This window comes from Parabacteroides sp. KHUB-02 (genome assembly GCF_056640955.1).
In genome coordinates this window covers 723,924-746,569 of the sequence record NZ_JBWQEV010000001.1, presented here as the reverse complement: position 1 = coordinate 746,569, position 22,646 = coordinate 723,924, and the positions used below count along the sequence as shown (strand labels likewise).

Genomic DNA, 22,646 nt, shown 5'->3' with positions numbered 1-22,646 from the left:
CTCTAATGAGGCAAAAAGAGAATAGCCATGGGTTTAGCCATGGCTATTCTTTTTTACTCCCTTCAAATACATTATTATATATTCTATGATTGGAATTAGGCGATTCCCAACAACTCTACCTCAAATATTAATGTGGAGAAAGCAGGGATCGGACCCGAGGCACGATTACCATAACCAAAATTGTAAGGGATATAGATTATCCATCTATCCCCTACCCGCATTTCTTGAAGAGCCAATTGCCAGCCTTCAATCACTTGGTTCAAGCGAAAGGCTTCCGGGCAACCCCGTTTCCATGAGTTATCAAATTCCCTTCCGTTAATCAACGTTCCTTTATAATGTACGGAAACGACGCTTTCCCGATTAGGAGAGACTTTGCCTGTACCCGCTTGTATTACCTTATATAATATACCACACGGTAATGTCCGGATTCCCTCTTCCGAAGCGATCTCGTCCAAATACAATAGATTCTTCTCTTTGTACTCCTCTTTTCTACTCATATATATTACATTATCTTACATTTAGCTCCGCAAATGTAGCAAATAGAAATAGAAACGCAATGGCATGGTAACACAATAGACATGCCAAACGTTCAAATACTATCATTATATGAATCTGATTCCCGCTTTTTTTATCATAGATCAAGAAAACATAGGAATCCGCAAAAAACATGCTATAAAACATACCACGTATGGAATAACGCCGTATATTTGTGTCGTAAAACATAATTGTAAAGCAAATATGGTAAAGAGATTGTTTAAACGTTACATCGATTTGCTAGGGTTTCAACCTTGGACAATTTGGGTTTACCGCATGTGGTAAACCTCACGATGAAAAAGAGGAAGGTTTAGGTTAAGGTTATCAGAAGTCCGGGATTAGGTTAGTAATAGGTTAAAAGGTTAAAGGTTTAGGTTTTCAATTCATTCGTTACTCGGACTTCAAAAGTTATGTGAGATTTAGAACGTGTCGAAAGGCACAGATTTATTAATTAAAAAGAAAATGAGCTATGAAAAGTTTTATTAGACATTTTTTGGATAGCTGCTTGAGATCACTCGCTGCTATCGGTCAGTCGGAGTTAACGAAATGGGGTTACAATAAATAAGTAACACCCCATTTTACCGGGAAGGTGAACATTTGATTTTTTCAAACCATACCGCGGTTGCTTGGCATCTTGCCAGACAACCGCTTTTTTGTATCCATACCTTTTAAACAAGGTATCTTAGTTTCATAGAGAAAGTATCCTAAGTTCATTGGCGAAGTATCTTAGGTGTATGGGGCGATGAAACTAAGATACTTTTATAACTCATGCGCCTATCCCCACTGAGTTTCTACTACCCGTCTATATATTTATAGATATTAACTATTTGACAACTGTCTAACAACATCTTATTTTTGTCAAGAAGTTAAAAACAATTGTTGTTTCTAAACAGTTTTATTTAAAGATTACTTTATCTAAAATTCTTTATTGCGACATAAAAACTAAAGTTATGGAAGACAAAAAACTAACTGCCGCCAACGGGCGCCCTGTTGCGGACAATCAGAACGTACAAACAGTGGGGCCACGTGGCCCGATGGTATTACAAGACCCTTGGTTCATTGAGAAGCTAGCGCACTTCGACCGTGAAGTGATCCCAGAAAGACGCATGCACGCCAAAGGTTCCGGCGCATTCGGTACCTTTACCGTTACACATGATATCACAAAGTATACGAAAGCGGCTATTTTCAGCGAGGTAGGCAAGAAAACTGACTGCTTTGTCCGTTTCTCCACCGTAGCCGGAGAGCGCGGAGCAGCCGACGCAGAGCGTGATATCCGTGGATTCGCCATGAAATTCTACACAGAGGAGGGTAACTGGGACTTGGTAGGCAACAACACCCCCGTATTCTTCTTGCGTGATCCCCTAAAGTTCCCGGACTTGAATCATGCGGTCAAACGTGACCCGAAAACGAATCTACGAAGCGAGGATAACAACTGGGATTTCTGGACTTTGCTTCCCGAGGCCCTGCATCAAGTAACGATTACGATGAGTTCTCGCGGCATTCCTTACTCTTATCGACATATGCATGGTTTCGGTAGCCATACGTACAGTTTTATCAACAATAAGAACGAACGTATCTGGGTGAAGTTCCATCTCAGAACCCTGCAAGGTATCAAGAACTTGAGTGACGAGGAAGCGGCTGCGATCATCGCCAAGGATCGTGAATCCCATCAGCGTGATTTGTTCGAGAGTATCGAGCGTGGGGACTTCCCGAAATGGAAATTCCAGATCCAATTGATGACTGAGGAGCAAGCCGAGACCTATCCGATCAACCCGTTCGACCTCACGAAAGTATGGCCGCATAAGGACTTCCCGTTAATGGATGTCGGTATCCTCGAGTTGAACCGTAATCCGGAGAATTATTTCCAAGACGTGGAGCAAGCCGCATTCAACCCGATGAATACTGTCGAAGGTATCGGCTTCTCCCCAGACAAGATGTTACAAGGTCGTCTATTCTCTTATGGCGACGCCCAGCGTTACCGCCTTGGCGTGAACCTAGAGCAGATCCCGGTGAACAAGCCCCGCTGTCCGTTCCATGCCTATCACCGTGACGGAGCGATGCGTGTAGACGGAAACTATGGAGCCGCAAAGGGTTACGAACCTAACAGCTTCGGCGAATGGAAAGACTCTCCCGAGAAGAAGGAACCGCCTTTGAAAGTACACGGGGATGTTTATAATTACAACGAGCGTGAGTATGATGATGATTATTACAGCCAACCGGGTGCCTTATTCCGTTTGATGCCGCCGGAAGAGCAACAGTTGTTATTCGGAAATACCGCCCGTGCGATGGGTAACGCCCAACTGTTCATCAAGCAACGCCACGTACGCAATTGCTACAAGGCAGACCCTGCTTACGGTAAGGGAGTAGCTGAAGCTCTAGGAATCAGCTTGGAAGAGGCCTTGAAAGAAGACCGATAAAGTAGTAAGGCTACGATAGAAAGCGATAAAAGAGGGATAACCCCAGTAATCCTATGGATGAACAGGTTATCTCATTCTTTTTTAGTAGGATAAGAGAGGATATGCCATGAGACCCCGATACTGATAAGCCCTAACAAAGCTTTCACCCACCAATAGCCGACTAGCAAAAGGGAAGTAATGATCGTAGATAGCCACATGATAGCGATCGTGATAATCTTGGAACGCAAAGGAATAGCCTTATCTTCCACAAAGCCCTTAATATGCGGCCCGAAATAACGATTGCTCATCACCCGGTTATAAAGTCTCTCCGAGCTACGGACATAAAACCAACAAGTCAGTAACCAAAAAGGAGTGGTCGGGAGCAAAGGGACAAAGATGCCGATCGCTCCCAATATGAGAAAAAACGTTCCTAACGTAATGTATATGATACGTCTCGTCCCGTTCATCAGCCAACCGTATATTCTGCGATTTGCTTGAAACCGTTCAAGAAGTCCGTTATATTCATCCGTTTCTTTCCGGCAAGTTGCAAGGAATGCAATCGAAGGAAACCATCCTTCACGGCCACATCGATATACGATTTATGATCTGTATGGATAGAACCTACCGGGAAGTTATGCGTTGCCGGACGCTTCTCCGTCTGGTAAACCTTCAAGACCATACGTTTGCCATCCGCTGAGATCAATTCCGTCCAAGCGGCAGGATAAGGAGAAAGCCCACGGACGAAATCATAGATCTTCTTCACCGGTTGGTTCCAGTCGATATGACAGGTATCCTTGAATATCTTCGGGGCCGGACGCAACTCGGCGGCATCCTTATAGAACTCCTCTTGAGGGATAGCGTCTGTTTTTCCATCCAACAGTAAGTCCACGGTCTCGGTAACCAACCCCGCCCCCATCGCCATCAAGGCATCGTGAACGGTTTCTACATCGTCGGTATCAGCGATCGGCAGATGTTTCTGACGGATGATCTTACCCGTATCAATCTCATGCGTAAGAAAGAAAGTAGTCACGCCGGTCTCCGTATCACCATTGATAACCGCCCAGTTGATCGGAGCGGCGCCCCGGTATTGCGGAAGCAAGGAGGCATGCAGATTAAAAGTTCCCAGACGGGGCATATTCCAGACCACCTCCGGCAACATACGAAACGCCACCACGATCTGCAAATCCGCCCGCAAGGCACGCAGTTCCTCTAAAAATGCCTCGTCCTTCAATTTCTCTGGCTGCAAGACCGGAAGACCCACCGATACGGCATATTGCTTCACAGCGCTCGGCTGAAGCACGCTACCATGACGGCCCATTGGCTTATCCGGCATCGTAATGACACCTACCACATTATATCCACCTTCTACCAAGGCACGCAGGCTCTCCACGGCGAAATCGGGAGTGCCCATATATACGATTCGTAAATCCTCTTTCTTCATATACAATAAATTGGATCTGTTTTTAACAAGTTAGTCCCCGGAAAAGTTATCGACCAATACCTCCCGATAGGAATTAAATATCTTCGATTTCGACATAAAGCCGATATAATGGCCATTCTCATCGACCACCGGAAGATTCCACGCTTTCGTATCATCAAACGTCTGCATGATCTGATCCATCGGCGTGTTGATTACGATCTTGGCCGGGGCGGAAACCATGAACTTCGATACATGGAAACGATTATACAACTCCGGACGGAACATGATATTCCGGATATTATCCAGCAAGACGATACCCAGCAACACGCCCCGCTCGTCCACGACAGGAAAGGTGTTACGTCCACTTCGGGAAATGACCTTTACCATATCGCCCAACGTCATCTCTGGAGACACCATCTGGAAATCTTTCTCGATCACGCTATCCGCCCGTAGCAAGGTAAGCACCGCCCTATCCTTATGGTGCGTCAACAACTCGCCTTTCTGCGCCAAACGCATGGAGTAGATGCTATGAGGCTCGAACATAAGGATCGTGATATAGGAACTGATCGAGACGATCATCAAGGGGAGGAACAAATCATACCCACCCGTCAGCTCGGCGATCAAGAAAACACCGGTCAAAGGAGCGTGCATCACCCCGGACATAATGCCCGCCATACCCAGCAAAGCGAAATTCTTCTCTGAGATATACATCGTGAACGGGAAATAATTAGACGTATGCGCAAAGATAAAACCGGCGATACAGCCCAGATACAAACTAGGAGCGAAGATACCACCGCAACCCCCTCCGGCATTCGTGGCGCTGGAAGCGAATACCTTCGTAAGCAAGATCAAGGTCAAGAAGATCAAGACCCCGAAATACGTATCGTTCAGATCGTAAAACAAACTCTTGTCCATGATATGCGAGAACTGCCCGTTCAGCAACGAGCCGATCGTATCATAGCCCTCACCATATAGCGGGGGGAACAAGAATATCAAGATACTCAGCATCACGCCGCCCAACATGAACTTCTTCCAATACGTACCCAACTTCCGGTACATCCCTTCCACCTTGTTCATCACACGGGTAAAATAAAGGGATACCAATCCGCAAAAAACACCCAGCAAGAGCACGTAAGGAATACGCTCGATCTCGAATGCCTCAGTCTGAGAGAACTTAAACATCGCCTCGGTACCGGTAAAGATATAAGACATCGTAGCCGCCGTCACCGACGAGATCAGCAAAGGAAGCACGGAAGTCATCGTAAGGTCCAGCATCAATACCTCGATCACGAACACCAACCCGGCGATAGGCGCCTTGAAGATACCGGCGATCGCTCCGGCGGCACCACATCCCACGAGCAACATCAACGTCTTCTGCTCCATCCTGAACACCCGTCCCAGATTAGAACCGATAGCCGCCCCTGTCAATACGATAGGAGCCTCCGCCCCGACCGATCCACCAAAGCCGATCGTCACGGAACTGGCTACGATAGACGTCCATGTATTATGCGGCTTGATACGGCTCTTTCGTTGCGAGATGGCATACAAGATCTTCGTCACCCCATGGCCGATATCGTCACGCACGATATATTTCACGAACAAGCCGGCCAACAAGATACCGATCACCGGATAAAGCAAATAGAGATAGTTCACGCCGTCAGCACTGAAATTACCCGTCAATACATGTTGTATGAAATGGATCAATTGTTTCAATATGATAGCGGCCGCAGCTGTGCAAATTCCCACGATAAAGCTGATAATAAGGATAAAATGCTTCTCCTTGATGCGCTTTTCCCGCCATAACAACAATCTATAGAATAACCCTTCGTTAGCCATTTTAAATACCTTTACCTGTAAACACTGTTTTAACTGTATAAATGAGAATCGTTATGTCCAGAATCAAGGACATATTCTCATAGTATAATATATCATATTCCAAGCGCTCGATCATCTCATCCACGCTGCCGGCATATCCATATTTCACCATACCCAACGAGGTGATTCCCGGACGTACATTATGCAGCAGATAGTAGAAGGGGGCTTTCCTCACGATCCGCTCGATGAAATATTTACGTTCCGGACGGGGGCCAACTAGCGACATATCCCCTTTCAGCACGTTCCAAAACTGCGGTAACTCGTCCAAGCGGTATTTCCGCATCACCCGTCCGAAGGGAGTGATACGGGAATCGTCCTCGGAAGAGAGCAACGGACCTTCTTCCTCGGCGTTCGTATACATCGTACGAAACTTATAGATCATGAAAGGCTCGCCCATGTATCCGATCCGTTCCTGACTGAAAAACACCGGGCCGGGGGAATCCCGCTTCACCCGCCAAGCGATATACAGGAACAAGGGAGATAAGAGCACCAAGAAAATCAGAGATAACATCTTATCCATAAAGAGCTTTACATTCTGCTCGATGGGCAAGAAGTTGTTATCCGTCACGTCCACCAGCGGAACGCCCTTTATCGCCTTGATCTTTACTTGCGATAATGAACTGGATTTATCCGCCAATATCTTGATCGGCCGTTTATAGCAATATAACGAATACAGGATATCCATCAAACGGCTATTATCCACCGTCTCCAAGGCGACAACCAGCTCATCCACCTTTTTCTCCTCTACGATCACCGGCAAAGATTCCAGCCTACCGATCACACGATCTCCGGTGACCCCGCCCTTTTTCTCCGTACCATCGGAGACAAAACCGACGATATTATAACCCAACCCATACAGGTCGTCGGCAATACACGCCGCCTTCTTCCCCGCCCCAATCATCAATACGTTCAACGCCCATTCCCTGCACTTTATCTTCCGTAACCCGGCCTGCGTAATCAATAACCGGGGAATATACGTCAAGACAAACTGCAATCCCCATAAAGAGAAAAACATATCATAATACACATGATAGGAACGGGGCAAGTCATTCAGCACCAAGGCAAAAAACAAGATCACGACACCGATCGACACGCTCCCAAGGGTAGAGAACAACTCAGTAAGCCTCGACTTACCGAACGGTTTATTATAATAACCGGAAAACCAATATAATACGAACCAAAAAAACGGGATCAATAGCTGCCCCTTCAACGAGGGGATATGCAGCAAAAAGGCCCCGACGGTATCAAACCCTTCATACACCGCCACCTCCTCATAGCGTATCAGGTTAAATAATAACCAGACTACCGACGACGCTATAAAATCCGAGACAATATATTTTCCGGCTTGTACGCTTTTCTTCATCCTTATCTAATTACCTGCACAAGCCCACCGGCTCCTAGCTTGATAATGCCGGACGGAGCGGCCTTGCTCATATCGTCCTGACGATAACTCACGATATAATCCACACCCTCCTTGATCACCTCCGATACCTCGCTGAAATTAGCGGGAGAAGGCTCGCCGCTTACGTTGGCGGAAGTAGAGACCAAGGGTTTACGGAAGCGCTCGCACAATTTCTTGGAGAACTCCTCGTTCGTGATGCGGATACCCACGCTACCATCGGCTCCCAATAGATTTGTCGCCAAGTTCTTGGCACTTGAGTAAATGATGGTCAACGGCTTATCAGACACGCTAATCAAATCCCAAGCGATATCGGGAACATCCGACACGTACCTATCCAATTTAGCCTCGCTGTCCATCAAGACCAACATAGCCTTATTGTCTGCCCTTCGCTTTAGCTCGTACACTCTTTGTACGGCTTTTTCATTGGTAGCGTCGCAACCAATTCCCCAGATAGTGTCTGTAGGATAAAGTATTATGCCGCCTGCGGCCATTACTTCGCAAGCTTTTTTAATATCTTCCGTCATTGTATTTTATAATATTTAGGCAAATGTACGAATCATTCTCCTACTTCAAAAAAATAATAACAAAAAAACTATTTTCTTTAAGCCATACCGGATATACCATATTTAATTTCTAACTTTACGGGTTGAAATATATTGCGGAAATCTCGCCTTTGTCATACGGTAGATTAAGGATGACAAGGTATCCGTAGTATCAGGCAAGCAAAAAAGAAAAAAACAATATATAATGATTAACAAATGGAACTTTCAAACCCCATCAGAAGAAGAGTTACATAAGAGAGACCAATTGGTGGCTGAATTAGGATTCAGCCCGGTGATCTGTCTCTTGCTCGTTCAACGAGGTATCACTTCGATCGAAGAGGCGAAGAAATTCTTTAAACCCAGCTTGAACGATTTGCACGACCCGTTCCTTATGCCGGATATGGATAAGGCGGTGAGGCGCTTGAACAAAGCCTTGGGGAATAAAGAAAAGATTTTGATCTACGGCGATTACGACGTGGATGGAACGACAGCGGTATCGCTCGTCTTCAAGTATTTAAGACCTTACTCGTCTACCTTGGATTTCTATATCCCGGACCGGTACGACGAGGGGTACGGTATCTCTTACAAGGGTATCGATTATGCCGCCGAGAACGGCGTGTCGCTGGTTATCTCGCTGGATTGCGGTATCAAAGCGATCGAGAAGATCGAGTACGCCAAGGAGAAAGGTATCGACTTTATTATTTGCGACCACCATATGCCGGACGCCACTTTGCCGGACGCTGTCGCCGTATTGGATGCCAAGCGCTCGGATTCTATCTATCCGTATGAGCATTTATCGGGTTGCGGAGTGGGATTCAAGTTCATGCAGGCGTTCGCCAAGAGTAATAATTTCCCGTTCTCGGATCTGGAGAAGTTGTTGGAACTGACGGCGGTCAGTATCGCCTCGGATATCGTCCCGATTACGGGAGAGAACCGCATCCTCGCCTATTACGGGCTGAAGCAATTGAACAGCAACCCCAGCCTCGGGCTGAAAGGGATCATCGATATCTGCGGATTGACCGGAAAGGAGATCACGATCAGTGATATCGTATTCAAGATCGGTCCCCGTATCAACGCTTCCGGCCGTATGATGAACGGGAAGGAGGCGGTGGAACTGCTACTGTCCAAAGATAGCGCCAGTGCCCGGGAGAAGAGCGAGAGCATCAACCAATATAATGAGGAACGCCGGGAATTGGACAAGAAGATCACCGACGAGGCGAACGCTGTCATCGACGAAGTAGAGAACATGGATGACCGGAAGGCGATCGTGGTGTATAACCCGGGATGGCACAAAGGCGTGATCGGTATCGTAGCGTCCCGTTTGACCGAGAAGTATTACCGTCCGGCGGTCGTTCTTACCAAATCGTCCGAGTTGATCACCGGATCGGCACGTTCCGTAACGGGTTTCGATATTTACAAGGCGATAGAGAGTTGCCGGGATTTATTGGAGAATTTCGGAGGACATACCTACGCCGCCGGGCTTTCCCTTCGGGAGGAGAACCTAGAGGCATTCACCGAGCGTTTCTTGAAGATCGCATCCGAGGAGATCATACCGGAACAGATGATCCCACAGATCGATATCGACGCTATCTTGGATTTGAAAGAGATCAACCAGAAGTTCGTGAACGACCTAAAGAAGATGAGCCCGTTCGGACCGGACAACCAGAAGCCTGTATTCTGCTCGCTTGGCGTAAAGGACTACGGCACCAGTAAGCTCGTGGGTAAGGAACTGGAGCATCTCAAGCTGGAATTGATCGACGGAAACTCAAGCATCCCCATGCACGCCATCGCTTTCGGCATGCACAGGCACAACGACCATATCAAGGGTATGAAGCCTTTCAACATCTGCTACACGGTGGAGGAGAACACCTACAACGGCAACACCTCTATCCAGCTGATGATCAAAGACATCAAACCCGACGATATATGAGGAGGACAGGTGGACGTCTACCATAAGATATTAGAGAAGTATTGGGGATACCCTGCTTTTCGCCCCTTGCAGGAGGATATTATCCATTCCGTCTGTGCCGGAAAAGATACGCTTGGGCTGATGCCTACAGGTGGTGGTAAATCCATCACCTTTCAGGTGCCGGCCTTGGCGATGGAAGGGATTTGCATCGTCGTCACTCCCTTGATCGCCTTGATGAAAGACCAAGTGGAGAACTTACGCCGGGTCGGCATCAAGGCTACGGCTATTTATTCGGGCATGAGCCGGCAAGAGATTATCACGCAACTGGAGAATTGCATCTTCGGAGGGTATAAGTTTTTGTATGTCTCCCCGGAGCGGCTTAGTACGGATATTTTCCGGATCAAGATGGAGGCCATGCAAGTTTGTCTGCTAGTGATCGACGAGAGTCACTGTATCTCGCAATGGGGATATGATTTCCGTCCTTCTTACCTCAATATCGCTGAGATCCGGGACTTATTGCCGCGTGTTCCGGTATTGGCCTTGACCGCCACGGCTACCCCGGAAGTGGTGAATGACATACAAGAGCGTCTGCGGTTCAAGGAGAAGAACGTATTTCAAAAGAGCTTCGCCCGCAAAAATCTGGCTTATATTGTCCGGAAGACGGAAGATAAGTTAAATACACTCGTTTATATATTGGGAAAAGTTCCGGGTACGGCCATCGTATATGTCCGCAATCGGAAACGCACCAAGGAGATCGCCGTCATGCTGCAACAGGCGGGTATCTCCGCCGATTTCTTCCATGCCGGATTAAACCGTGACGAGAAAGAACTGCGTCAGGCCCGTTGGAAAAACAACGAGTGCCGGGTAATCGTATCGACCAACGCTTTTGGTATGGGTATCGATAAGCCGGACGTACGATTGGTCGTGCATATGGATATGCCGGGATCGTTGGAGGAATATTATCAAGAGGCCGGACGCGGGGGGCGTGATGAGAAGAAAGCCTTCGCCGTGGCTCTTTGTTCCTCCACGGATAGCGCCAAGCTAAAGAAACGGCTGGCGGATGAGTTTCCGGACAAGGAGTTTATCTACCGGGTCTATGAGGCGTTGGGTAATTATTACCAGATCGCCGTAGGGTACGGGCTAGACACGGTACACGATTTCTCGTTAACGGATTTTTGTTCCGCTTATAAGTTCTCTTTATTGCAAGCGCATCATGCCTTGAAGATCCTTGGGCTATCGGGCTATATCGAGTATACGGAGGAGGTGGACAACGCTTCCCGCCTGATGTTCACGGCTACCCGTGACGAGCTTTACAGGTATTTAAGTGAGAACAAGCGAACGGATGAGGTGATTCAGACGATCTTGCGTTCTTACACCGGGTTATTTGCGGATTATGTTTATATAGATGAGAGCGTAATCGCTACCCGTGCGAGAGTAACGCCTCACGAGGTGTATGAGACCTTGGTAGGTTTATCCAGATACCGGATCGTAAACTACATCCCGCATAAGAAAACCCCGTTGATTATCTATACCCAGACCCGGGAGGAACAGCGGTATCTTTCCATACCCCGCTCGGCGTATGAGGAACGCAAGGAGCGTTTCGGGAAACGGATCGAGAAGGTGCTGGAATATATCAACGAGGAGCGGGTATGCCGTAGCCGCATGCTCCTATCCTATTTCGGCGAGGAAGATTCCGCCCCTTGTGGCTGTTGCGACGTATGCTTATCGAAGCATGAATCACAGCTTATGAATTGGGAATTCAGCGCTATCCGGGAAAGTCTCGTAAAGGTATTGGCCGAGGAATCCCCTATCCCCGTGAAAGAGCTTATTGAGAAATTACCTTTCCCTCAAGAGAAAAGCCTCACGGCCATCCGCTTTCTGGCGGATCAAGATCCCCGATTCACATTAAGCGACGGCTATCTATCGCACGAGGATTCAGCAAAATAGCACGATGCCCATCGTAAGCTCCTTAGAATGCCCATTGTTAGCTTGCTAGAATGCCCATCATAAGGAGCTTACAATGGGCATTCTAATAAACCAAGTATCACCGCTTATAATTACTCCGATTAGATACTTGTTTTTCCGTCGGGAAATCAGTGGGAACCTTTTGGGTTACCTTGCCGGTAGCGGCCCATTCCGCACCTCTTAACAAGGTGATCTGGAAGCCGGCGCATTGCATAGCCGGACAATTCTCTACCGTTTCCCCCGCATGCCCTAGCATCGTATGGAATATACGGGCATTCCCATAATCAACCGTAAAGATCAACGGCTCCTCACGACCGGAGCCTCCGGTCTCCTTGTCCGAATAAGCGGTATACAAGCAATCCTTTATATTTCCCGGGCCACGCATACGATCATATAACTCATCCTGCGCATGTTTCCATTTATTCGGCAGCCCCTTCATGATCGGATGCTCATGGTTCCGGGCATTCAGCACATACTCATGTTGCTTGCCATGAGAGCCACCCACGCCCGCCGAGCTATCCTTTATCAACTTACCATCGCTCCAATATACATAGGGTCCCGCTTTCTCATCCCGGTTCTCCCAACCGCCCAAGGCACAAATCTTATTGTATTCCGGCCAGTTCACGAAGGCGTTATCAGCGGCATGATAGATCACGACACCACCACCTCCTTGCACATATTCCAAGAAACGACGGTTTGTCTCTTCCGGCCAAGCATCCCCATTATAATCCAGCACCACCAGCTCGTAAGGACTAAAATCCAAGACAAAGCCGGACATATCCTTCCCCGCCTCCGGAGAGACCGCAAAATCCACGGAGAAGCGTCCCGAGTTCTCCAATATCTGTTTAAGCACCACATGGCTCACCTGCCAATTATGGTTATTCTGCCCCGTTATTAATAACGTCTTGATCGGCTTACGGGCCGACATGCCACATACAACCAGTAAAGCGGCCAAAAGGAAAACGATCTTCCTACAAAATACATGTCTCATGGTATGAATAAGATTTAAGTAAACTATAAATTATCCGTCTTTATTTAATAACAAAGGGAAGCGGCACCGAATAGCCCCGGATTCTCCAGCTTAGAGAAACGTATCTTCAAGTTCTTGATAGAGTTCGGATAAGCGAAATCCTTCAAGTCCTCATACATGCTCTCCTCAAACAACTCATGGGCGGAGGTCACCGAGCCTCCGAAGACGATCATCTCCGGATCTACCGTCAATACCACGATCTTGATAGCGGCGGCCACATGTACGCCCAACTGCCGATAAGCCTCCAGCGCCTGCTCGTCCTTCCGCATCGCACGGGTGTACATCTCCTTCCCATCCACGCCCCATACGTTCATGAAATAGGAACCGCTACAGAAATATTCCAAGATCTGTCCTTGGTAGGGAATCATGCCAAACTCTCCCGAGCCACAATTAGCGTCGGCCAGCAGCTTGCCTTTCTGGATAATTCCACCCCCCAAGCCTGTACCCAAGGTGAGGCCCACGAAGTTATCAACCGTCTTTCCGTCGCCAAAGATACGCTCACCCAAAGCGAAGCAATTCGCGTCGTTATCCACATAAACCGGCACGGAGAAGCGAGCCTCCAAGATCTCCTTCAAATGTACCTCTTCCCAATGCGGGATATTCACTACGTTATATACGATCCCCTTCTCACGATCCACCACGCTCGGCACACCGATACCGATAGCTACCACGCCCTCGTCCCACACGGAACGGATCACCTCTATCAAAGCCTCCAATGTCTCCACGCAATCCGCAGCGTCCTGGGGAGTCGGGGCGTTCCCCTGAGCCACTAATCGATCCCCTGCGATACGGCCGGCACGCATATTCGTCCCCCCTAAATCCACTCCGATATAAGCGTTTTTCTTCTCTACACTCATTCTTTCCACGATATTAAATTAGATTATACTCCCACAAAGCTAACAAAAAAGGCAATGCTACGAATAACATTGCCTTTTAAACTGGTAAATTTAATACATCTATGCTTTTTATTTTCCCCGGCGTCAACTCCATCCAGCACGTATACCGACATCGCCTCACGCCTACGTTCGCATAGGCCAACGTCGATATACGTGTGAGGCAATGCCGGTATACGTGTAAGACGGCACCATTATAACTACCGCATCAAGCGAAGAACAAGATCAATAATTGCGCCGTAAGCACCCGCAAAAACATGGTCAATGGGTATACCGTTGCGTAACCTACGGAAGGAGCGTCGTTTCCAGCCGTAGCGTTCGAGTAAGCCAAAGCGGGCGGATCCGTCGTACTACCGGCGATCAAGCCCATTAAGGTGAAATAATTGATCTTATAGAAATAGCGGCCTACACAACCGATGATCAGTAAAGGAACCGTCGTGATAATGAAACCGTAACCGATCCAAGCGAATCCACCGTTGTTCACGATCGTATCCACAAAACCATCGCCGGCGCTGATACCCACGCAAGCGAGGAAGAGGGTGATACCGATCTCACGCAACATCAAGTTAGCGCTCTGGGTCGTATAGGTAACCAGCTTATAACGGTAACCAAAACGGCTAATCAAGATAGCCACGATCAGCGGACCTCCCGCCAAACCTAACTTAACCGGTTGCGGAATGCCCGGGAACGTGATAGGAATACTACCCAAGACAATACCGAGGGCAATGCCGATAAAGATCGTGATCAAATTCGGCTCGTTCAAGCGTTTCATGGAGTTACCCAATACCTTCTCCACATTGGAGACAGCGGTTTCGGTACCCACCACATTCACACGATCACCCACTTGCAACGTCAGGCCCGGCGTAGCGACCAAGTCCACGCCCGCACGGTTGATACGGGTGATATTGATGCCATATAATTTACGCAGTTTCAACTGCCCCAGCTTCTTGCCGTTCAACTCCGGTTTCGTGATCAAGATACGGCGGTTGATAAACTGGCTCTCCATACGAATCCATTGCTTGCGCTCCATATCGATCTCCTCGCCGATGAATGTCTTTACGGACTCGGCATCTTGATCAGTCGTGATCACGAAAATCTTATCATCCTCATTCAAGATCGTACCGGCGGAAGCGATCTCGATCTGCTTGTTATCATTACGCCATACACGGGAAATCACGAAATCCAGATGATCCATCAAACCGGATAACTCCCCTACCGTCTTACCGAAAACCGCAGGGTTCTTTACGACCAGCGAGATCGGTTTCGCCTCATTCGTATGCGAGGCATCCTCCTTATTCAAATCGTCATTCTCCTTATCGAAATTCACACGGAATACGTAACGTACGAAAATGATCGAAAGAATAATACCGATCACGCCCAGCGGATAAGCCACGGCGTAACCCAAGGCGATCGTATTATCAGAAACCCCGTACATATCGGAATAAGCCTGCTGAGCCGCACCTAATCCGGGGGTATTCGTCACCGCCCCCGATAAAATACCCACCATCGTAGGCATCGGAATACCTGTCACGAAATGCAATACCAAAGCCGTAGCCACGCCAAGGAAGACAATTCCACAGGCAAGCATATTCAACGTGATTCCACCCTGCCTAAAAGACGAGAAGAAACCCGGCCCGACTTGCATACCTACCGAATAAACAAATAAGATCAATCCAAATTCCTTAAAGAAATGAATCACATTGTGGTTAACCGTAAACCCCAAATGCCCTAAAATAATACCTACAAACAACACCAAGGTAATCCCAAGCGAAATCCCAAACACCTTTATCTTTCCCAACTGAATGCCGGCGGCAATCACGAAAGATAGTAAAAGGATAGAATGCCCGATACCTTCTCCCCATAATAAGTCGTTTATCCAATCCATGCTAAAATCTTTAAAAATCTTATTACCTATTAATAAAGACGCGAAGTTAGGCATTTACTTTGTGTTTTACAACATAACACCTATATTTACCTTCCAAATTAAAATTACATGAAAAAGATATATTACATTTTATCAGCACTGTTCCTTTGCGTGGTAGCCACCTCGGCGCAAGAAGCTGGAAAAACGGTAGTTATTAAAACCAATGTAGGTACTATGAAGGCCATCCTGTACGATGATGTGCCTAATCACACCCGTACTTTTATCGAACGGGCGAAACGGGGAGATTTCAACGGGACCTTATTCACCCGTGTCCTGCCGGAGTTTATGATCCAAGGAGGAGCCCCGGATTCCAAGAATGCTCCCGCCGGTGCCAAATGCGGCTTTGGCGATCCCTCCGCCGAGATCCTGCCCGAGATCAACGAGAAATATTTCCATAAGAAAGGAGCCTTGGCCGCTCCCCGCCAACCGGACGATGTCAACCCGCAAAAGAAATCGGACATGTCGCAATTTTTTATCGTGCAGGGGAAGGTCTATAGGGAAACCGAACTGGATACGTTAGAGCGTACCGCCAACTATCCGGCCCGGCAAAAGGCCCTGAAGGAGTTTTACGCGCCGGTCCGTGCCGAGTTGAATATGATAAAGATGAGTAACAAACGGGAATACCAGAAGCGATTGAGAATGATCAACGCCCAGATAGACTCCGTTATTCAAGCAACTCCCGGGCATTTGCTATTTACGGATGAGCAACGGAAGGCTTATACCACCGTAGGCGGTTGCCATCATCTAGACGGCACCTATACGATCTTCGGGGAGCTGACGGAGGGGTTCGACGTTCTGGATCAGATCGCTACCCAGCCGAAAGACCAGAATGACCGTCCGAAGAAAGACATCCGCATCCAAAGTATAACGATCGAATAATTCACCACTCCTATGTTAAAGAGAGATTTCATCATGGTACAGATCGAGGAACTGGGCAAAGTGATCGCCCAGATCATCTTCAATCGTAATTCCAACGATGGGGCACGCAAGAACCCCGAGTTAATCCAATCCGTCTACACATCCTTAAAACTGGATAACGATTTCTTGCTGAACACGCCTATCGACGGCATCCGCACTTATCTGGACGGTGATGATTCGTGCGGCCTCCAACGCATGGAGCTAGCGACCAAGACCTTGCTGGAAGAAAGTTTCCTTTTGCCGGAGGCGCAAGGTAAAAAACTCCGGGCAAGAGCGAAAGAGCTATTGGAATATATCCAACGCAACGACACTACGTTCTCATTGGAACGAGTGGCGTTGCTGGAAGAGATAAATAACTATTGAACAGATTGCGGATCGGTGGTAGGGCCTTCCACGACTAGAAGGCCATTCTCATCGATTCGCATTTTATCGATGAATACGACCCGCTCATCCCCTGTCTTCTGGGTACGCCCGTGGTAAACGCAATACATTTGTTTTCCGTCCTTCGACCAAGTAACGCTATTATGTCCGGTACCCGTGACGATACCGCCTTTTTCCACGTTCTTCTCCAGCACCGGATTATTAGAAGCCTTCTCAAACGGTCCTAACGGATGTTCGGACACGGCATATCCCACCGCATAATTTGCCCCGCCAAAATAATTAGCGGAATACATCATATAATACAAGCCGTTGTGACGTAGCATGAAAGAGCCTTCCGTCCAACGACGTCCGACCTCCCCTTTGGTAACCGAGCGACTTTCCCATTCACTTTGCGCATCATCCAATTTTACGGGTGGACGCAGCAGAAGTACGGGTTCCCCAATTACGTGCGTAAGATCCGGAGCGACCTCCACCCCGTAAATCCAGCTTTCCTCAACGAAGTCGAACATGCCTTTCTTCTTTGCCTCATCGGCGATCTCGCTTTCTACCGGATGCTTATAGCAACAACGGGAATAATAGAGATAGGTACGGCCATCCTCATCCTCGATCAAGTTTCCGTCGATTACAGGATATCCCGGATCGAACAAAGGAGCATCGGCCAATTCCTTAAATGGTCCGGTCGGCTTATCCGACACAGCTACGCCGATACGGAAATTTTCCTCCTCGTTGGTCGGATTCTTCCGCCAATCCGCGCTGAAGAACATATAGAACTTCCCGTCACGCTCGTACACTTCCGGCGCCCAGAAATTAGCGATTGCCCAAGAATCGGGCGTATTGCCCCGATAAACCTGCCCTTCCAACTTCCAATGGATCAAATCATCGGAAGAATAGGCGCAAAAACCGTCTACAGCCCCGGCACCGGTACCATACATATAATAACGTCCGTCCGAGGCCAACAATACGTATGGATCGCCAAACTGGACCGACAAAGGATTACTGTACGTTAACTCGGGCTCTTCCGCGGCAGACTTCTTTCCCGTACAACCCGCATTCAAACACATAAGAACTCCCAGACAAAGGGATATTCCTATTTTCATACCACTTTTCATTTTTCTTATTTATTGGATTCTAAATTATACACTCCTTCCGCACAACGTTCCCCGTCGATGGCGGCGGATACGATTCCTCCCGCATACCCCGCTCCCTCACCGCAAGGGAAAAGACCTTTTACCGTGACGTGTTGATAGGTATCCCGATCACGGAGGATACGAACCGGAGCGGATGTACGGGTCTCTACGCCGATCATGGTTGCCTCGTTGGTCAAGAAGCCTCTAGAGACCTTACCGAAATAACGGAAACCTTCCCGCAGGCGACTGGTCACAAATTCCGGCATCCAAAAATGCAACGGAGAGGCCAGCAGACCCGGCGTATACGAGGAAACCGGTAAATCGAAAGAGTTCTTCTTCCGCATGAAATCATCCATGCGCTGGGCGGGTGCCGTTTGCTTCATGCCTCCGTTTAGCCAGCAGACCTCTTCCAGACGTTCTTGAAAGGCCATCAACGCTAATGGGGAATCCGCATCTACCTTCTCGCCATTCCGAAGATAAAGCTCCTCCTGCCCTACCAGTTCGGAATAATCTTCCGGACGGATCTCTACCACCATCCCTGAGTTAGACCAGCGGGAACCCCGGTTGGAAGGCGACATTCCATTTACCACGACCTGCTTAGGTCCGCTCGCCGCAGGAACTACGAAACCTCCCGGACACATACAGAAGGAATAGACGCCCCGGTTATTCGCTTGCGTCACAAAACTATACTCTGCCGCAGGAAGATATTTTCCACGACCTTCTTTCCGATGATACTGGATTTGGTCGATCAATTCCTGAGGATGTTCCAGACGAACACCGACCGCGATCCCTTTCGCCTCGATCTGGATCTGGCGTTCGTATAAATAGTTATAGACATCACGGGCCGAATGGCCGGTAGCTAAGATAACAGGCCCGTAAAAGCTCTTTCCCGTATTCGTCTCGATGCCGATCACCTCGTTCTCTTTCATGATAAAAGCATCCATACGGGTCTCGAAATGTACCTCACCTCCGCATCGCTTGATTTGCTCCCGGATATTCTCGATCACACGGGGGAGCTTATCGGTTCCGATATGCGGATGGGCATCCGCCAAGATAGAGGGACTTGCCCCAAACTGGCAAAAGATATTCAGTATCTTATCTACCGAACCTCTTTTCTTGCTACGGGTATACAGCTTTCCATCAGAATAAGCGCCGGCACCGCCCTCACCAAAACTATAATTTGATTCTCCGTTCACCTTATGCTCACGACTGATCAAGGCGATATCTTTCTTGCGTTCCCGCACGTCCTTACCTCGCTCGACGATGATGGGGCGCAAACCTAACTCTATCAAGCGCAAGGCGGCGAACAGACCTCCCGGACCGGCTCCTACGACGATCACAGGTTTCCCTGCCGAGACATCTTTATACTCTATCGATTGATATTCCGGCTCGCTAGGCATCTCGTTCATGAAAACACGCAGTTTCACGTTGACAAATATCGTTCGCTGGCGTGCGTCTATCGAACGTTTCAATACACGTACGGCCCGGATATTTTTCGGAGCCTCACCCGTCTCACGGGCTACTACTTGCCTTAGCGATTGCTCATTAACAGCCTCTTCCGGCAATATCCTGAGTTGTAATTCTTTTATCATTGTTTATTATATATTAACCGAATAGTTGCCGAAAGGCTTCCTCCACTTTCTTTACCTGTACGATTTGAATCTTGCTCTTCGCCGTATCGAAACCTTTTAGATTATTATGCGGAATGATAATCCGGGAGAAACCCAGCTTCTCCGCCTCCAAGATACGTTGCTCAATACGGTTGACCGGACGGATCTCTCCGGACAAGCCTACCTCTCCGGCCATACAAACACCCGGCTCGATGCTGATATCCAAGCTAGAGGAAAGGATGGAGCTAATTACCGCCAAATCGATAGCCGGATCATTCACTTTCAAACCTCCGGCGATATTCAGGAAAACATCTTTCTGGATCAACTTAAAACCCGCCCTTTTCTCCAATACCGCCAATAACATATTCATTCGGCGTAAATCGAATCCGGTGGCGCTACGTTGCGGCGTACCGTAAACCGCCGAGCTGACCAAGGCTTGCGTCTCGATCAAGAAAGGACGTACCCCCTCGATAGCGGCGGCGATGGCGACACCGCTCAGTCCCTCATGATTCTGGGTTAATAATAACTCGGATGGATTGCTGACCTCACGAAGCCCGTTCTGGCGCATCTCGTAAATCCCTAGTTCCGCCGTACTGCCGAAACGGTTCTTGATGCTCCGCAAGATACGATACATATAATGCTGATCGCCTTCAAACTGCAACACCGTATCCACGATATGCTCCAATACCTTCGGACCGGCGATACTGCCTTCCTTATTGATATGGCCGATCAATAAGACCGGGACACCGCTTTCCTTGGCGTATTTCAAGATAGCGGCGCTACACTCGCGTACTTGGGAAACACTGCCGGGGGAAGATTCCACGACTTCCGTAAAGATGGTTTGTATGGAATCTATGATCATCAAGTCCGGCTGGATATTGGCCGCTTGCGTAAAAATCTGTTCCAGATGTGTCTCGCATAAGATGAAACAGTTCGGATTATCATGCGATAATCGGTCCGCCCGGAGTTTCAACTGGCGACTGCTCTCCTCGCCCGAGACATATAGGGTTTTCAAGCCTGTCAAGCCCAACACGGTTTGCAAGACCAAGGTAGATTTTCCGATTCCCGGCTCTCCCCCGATCAAGACCAAAGAGCCTTTCACCAAGCCTCCGCCGAGGACCCTGTTTAATTCATCATCTTTTAAATCGATACGGGCCTCCTCTTCCGTCGTTATATCACGCAATAACACCGGACGGATCTTATTGCCCTCCATAATACCGGGAACTGGCCGCTTCACGGCAGGCTCCTTTGTTACGATCTCCTCTACATAGGTGTTCCACTCCCCACAATTCGGGCATTTACCCAGCCATTTCGGGGAATCAGCGCCACAGTTAGAGCAGACATATACGGTTTTTGTTTTCGCCATTCTATCTTGAATTTGGCGTAAAGATACAAAAAACTACTTTTCCCCTACTACAACGATCTTCTTTCCGATACCGCAGCCCTTCTTAATTTCCGGACGACCTTTCTCCTTATACAAGAATCCGCGGAACATGCCGCCACTGTTATAAGGCATGGCGATATTTCCTAGTTTATCCACGGCGATCAAGCCGCCGTTGCCGGCGTTCGTATTCAATTCCGTATGGATGATATAATCCGCCGCTTTCTCTACGCTTTCCTTAAGGTATTTATAGCGGGCACACACATCGAACGCTACCGCATGACGGATAAAATACTCGCCATGCCCCGTACAGGAGACAGCGCAACTGTTATTATCCGCATACGTTCCCGCCCCGATCACGGGCGAATCACCGATACGCCCCCAACGTTTCTTGAACATACCGCCGGTACTGGTCCCGGCCGTTAAGTTTCCTTGTTTATCCAGAACGACACAGCCTACCGTACCGTTCTTCTTACTTTCTTGCTTTAACTTCTCGATCCACCCCATCGTCTTGGGCGTAGCGAAATACATATTGTCTTCTACCATTTCCAAGCCTTGTTCCTTGGCGAACTCCTCGGCACCAGCTCCGCTCAGCATGACATGCGGAGATTTTGCCTTTACGGCATAGGCGGCATTGATCGGATGCTTCACGTGTTTTAAGCCAGCTACAGCGCCTGCGCTTAAATCCTTGCCTTCCATGATGGAAGCGTCCAACTCAAAAGTTCCCTCCGCCGTACAGGTAGCACCAATTCCGGCGTTAAACAACGGATTTCCCTCGAAGTAATTGATTACGGCCATCACCGCTTCCGGCCCCTCGCCTCCCGCAGAAAGGACCTTATCTCCAATCATTAAAGCGGAGTCCAATGCGGCGTAATATTGAGCCGACTTAACCGGATCTTCCTCCAATCCGGCCATCGCCCCCGCACCACCATGTACCACGATTACATACTCCCGGTCTTGCGCAAAAGCAATGGATGACACCATCAAAGCCGTCAAGGCTATCATTTGTTTTAACATGCTATTATATTTAATCATTTATACAATGTTCAAAAATAGAACAAATATCTGAATTATCTTAGAGACATAGACTTATTTCCCGATTTTTATCCGTACATTTACCTCGAACGGTAATCTCTTAAATAATAACATTATGGAAGAATACATCGATTCTATCATAAGAGTGGGAAAGATATTGATCGGAAGCATAATGGTAGTGTTCGTACTCTGGTACATCGTAAAGGATATTGTCAAGGCTTATGGGAAAGATTCGCATGAGCCGGATTAAAAAAAGTGCCATGGCGATATGACCACGGCACTTCTCTTCATTATATCATAGAGA

General features: G+C 48.1%; 19 protein-coding genes. 6 read left to right on the top strand and 13 right to left on the bottom strand.

Going from position 1 to position 22,646, the window contains the following annotated elements; translation table 11 throughout:
* Positions 1 to 95: 95 nt before the first annotated feature.
* Positions 96 to 497, bottom strand: a complete 402-nt coding sequence (gene bamJ, locus ACYIA1_RS03370) for a BamJ family beta-barrel-assembly machinery protein (protein ID WP_005866204.1) — start codon at positions 495 to 497, stop codon at positions 96 to 98.
* 987 nt (positions 498 to 1,484) lie between these two features.
* Between bamJ and ACYIA1_RS03365 the strand changes: the two genes are divergently transcribed.
* Entirely contained in the window at positions 1,485 to 2,951 is a 1,467-nt protein-coding gene (locus ACYIA1_RS03365; RefSeq protein WP_005858216.1) for a catalase, read from the top strand.
* 71 nt (positions 2,952 to 3,022) lie between these two features.
* On the opposite strand, the gene ACYIA1_RS03360 is transcribed toward ACYIA1_RS03365, so the two are convergent.
* From ACYIA1_RS03360 to ACYIA1_RS03340, 5 genes are read right to left on the bottom strand one after another with little or no spacing between them, the layout of a single operon-like run.
* A complete protein-coding gene (locus ACYIA1_RS03360; RefSeq protein WP_005866200.1) occupies positions 3,023 to 3,397 on the bottom strand; it encodes a YbaN family protein in 375 nt (124 codons plus the stop codon).
* Positions 3,397 to 4,371: a methionyl-tRNA formyltransferase gene (gene fmt, locus ACYIA1_RS03355; protein ID WP_005866196.1), complete on the bottom strand. Its 975-nt coding sequence runs from the start codon at positions 4,369 to 4,371 to the stop codon at positions 3,397 to 3,399. The genes ACYIA1_RS03360 and fmt overlap by 1 nt, the downstream gene beginning before the upstream one ends.
* A 30-nt stretch (positions 4,372 to 4,401) precedes the next feature.
* Complete coding sequence (locus ACYIA1_RS03350) at positions 4,402 to 6,186, bottom strand: chloride channel protein (protein WP_480334369.1); 1,785 nt, start codon at positions 6,184 to 6,186, stop codon at positions 4,402 to 4,404.
* A gap of 1 nt (position 6,187) precedes the next feature.
* Complete coding sequence (locus tag ACYIA1_RS03345; RefSeq protein ID WP_480334367.1) at positions 6,188 to 7,588, bottom strand: sugar transferase; 1,401 nt, start codon at positions 7,586 to 7,588, stop codon at positions 6,188 to 6,190.
* A 2-nt stretch (positions 7,589 to 7,590) separates the two neighbouring features.
* Positions 7,591 to 8,151, bottom strand: a complete 561-nt coding sequence (locus ACYIA1_RS03340; RefSeq protein WP_008774182.1) for an L-threonylcarbamoyladenylate synthase — start codon at positions 8,149 to 8,151, stop codon at positions 7,591 to 7,593.
* Between the two features lie 223 nt (positions 8,152 to 8,374).
* Here ACYIA1_RS03340 and recJ point away from each other — a divergent pair, with 223 nt between their 5' ends.
* Positions 8,375 to 10,099 (top strand): single-stranded-DNA-specific exonuclease RecJ, encoded by a 1,725-nt coding sequence (recJ, locus tag ACYIA1_RS03335; RefSeq protein ID WP_480334364.1) that lies wholly within the window; start codon positions 8,375 to 8,377, stop codon positions 10,097 to 10,099.
* 9 nt (positions 10,100 to 10,108) lie between these two features.
* On the top strand, positions 10,109 to 12,025 hold the full coding sequence (locus ACYIA1_RS03330) for a RecQ family ATP-dependent DNA helicase (RefSeq protein ID WP_480334362.1): 1,917 nt from the start codon (positions 10,109 to 10,111) through the stop codon (positions 12,023 to 12,025).
* A 97-nt stretch (positions 12,026 to 12,122) separates the two neighbouring features.
* On the opposite strand, the gene ACYIA1_RS03325 is transcribed toward ACYIA1_RS03330, so the two are convergent.
* From ACYIA1_RS03325 to ACYIA1_RS03315, 3 genes are all read right to left on the bottom strand, one after another.
* Entirely contained in the window at positions 12,123 to 13,034 is a 912-nt protein-coding gene (locus ACYIA1_RS03325; RefSeq protein WP_121773359.1) for a ThuA domain-containing protein, read from the bottom strand.
* A 44-nt stretch (positions 13,035 to 13,078) separates the two neighbouring features.
* Positions 13,079 to 13,930: an ROK family protein gene (locus tag ACYIA1_RS03320; RefSeq protein WP_480336310.1), complete on the bottom strand. Its 852-nt coding sequence runs from the start codon at positions 13,928 to 13,930 to the stop codon at positions 13,079 to 13,081.
* Positions 13,931 to 14,174: 244 nt separating this feature from the next.
* A complete protein-coding gene (locus tag ACYIA1_RS03315; RefSeq protein ID WP_008774178.1) occupies positions 14,175 to 15,851 on the bottom strand; it encodes a putative transporter in 1,677 nt (558 codons plus the stop codon).
* Positions 15,852 to 15,959: 108 nt separating this feature from the next.
* Here ACYIA1_RS03315 and ACYIA1_RS03310 point away from each other — a divergent pair, with 108 nt between their 5' ends.
* On the top strand, positions 15,960 to 16,769 hold the full coding sequence (locus ACYIA1_RS03310) for a peptidylprolyl isomerase (RefSeq protein WP_008779516.1): 810 nt from the start codon (positions 15,960 to 15,962) through the stop codon (positions 16,767 to 16,769).
* Between the two features lie 12 nt (positions 16,770 to 16,781).
* Positions 16,782 to 17,171 carry a hypothetical protein gene (locus tag ACYIA1_RS03305; protein WP_005866180.1) on the top strand — a complete coding sequence of 130 codons (390 nt, stop codon included), beginning with the start codon at positions 16,782 to 16,784 and terminating at the stop codon, positions 17,169 to 17,171.
* Here ACYIA1_RS03305 and ACYIA1_RS03300 read toward each other — a convergent pair.
* The 4 genes from ACYIA1_RS03300 to ACYIA1_RS03285 are packed head-to-tail and all read right to left on the bottom strand — an operon-like array spanning position 17,165 to position 22,324.
* Positions 17,165 to 18,286, bottom strand: a complete 1,122-nt coding sequence (locus ACYIA1_RS03300; protein ID WP_480334359.1) for a glycoside hydrolase family 43 protein — start codon at positions 18,284 to 18,286, stop codon at positions 17,165 to 17,167. The two genes, ACYIA1_RS03305 and ACYIA1_RS03300, sit on opposite strands and share 7 nt — an antisense overlap.
* A gap of 17 nt (positions 18,287 to 18,303) precedes the next feature.
* The gene (locus ACYIA1_RS03295) at positions 18,304 to 19,908 is read right to left on the bottom strand and encodes an NAD(P)/FAD-dependent oxidoreductase (RefSeq protein WP_008774174.1); all 1,605 of its coding nucleotides are present in this window, start codon (positions 19,906 to 19,908) and stop codon (positions 18,304 to 18,306) included.
* 13 nt (positions 19,909 to 19,921) lie between these two features.
* Positions 19,922 to 21,292, bottom strand: coding sequence for a DNA repair protein RadA (gene radA, locus ACYIA1_RS03290; protein WP_005858247.1), 1,371 nt, complete (start codon positions 21,290 to 21,292; stop codon positions 19,922 to 19,924).
* Between the two features lie 33 nt (positions 21,293 to 21,325).
* Complete coding sequence (locus ACYIA1_RS03285) at positions 21,326 to 22,324, bottom strand: isoaspartyl peptidase/L-asparaginase family protein (RefSeq protein ID WP_057325977.1); 999 nt, start codon at positions 22,322 to 22,324, stop codon at positions 21,326 to 21,328.
* 133 nt (positions 22,325 to 22,457) lie between these two features.
* Here ACYIA1_RS03285 and ACYIA1_RS03280 point away from each other — a divergent pair, with 133 nt between their 5' ends.
* Positions 22,458 to 22,592, top strand: coding sequence for a hypothetical protein (locus tag ACYIA1_RS03280; RefSeq protein ID WP_005858250.1), 135 nt, complete (start codon positions 22,458 to 22,460; stop codon positions 22,590 to 22,592).
* Positions 22,593 to 22,646: the final 54 nt, after the last annotated feature.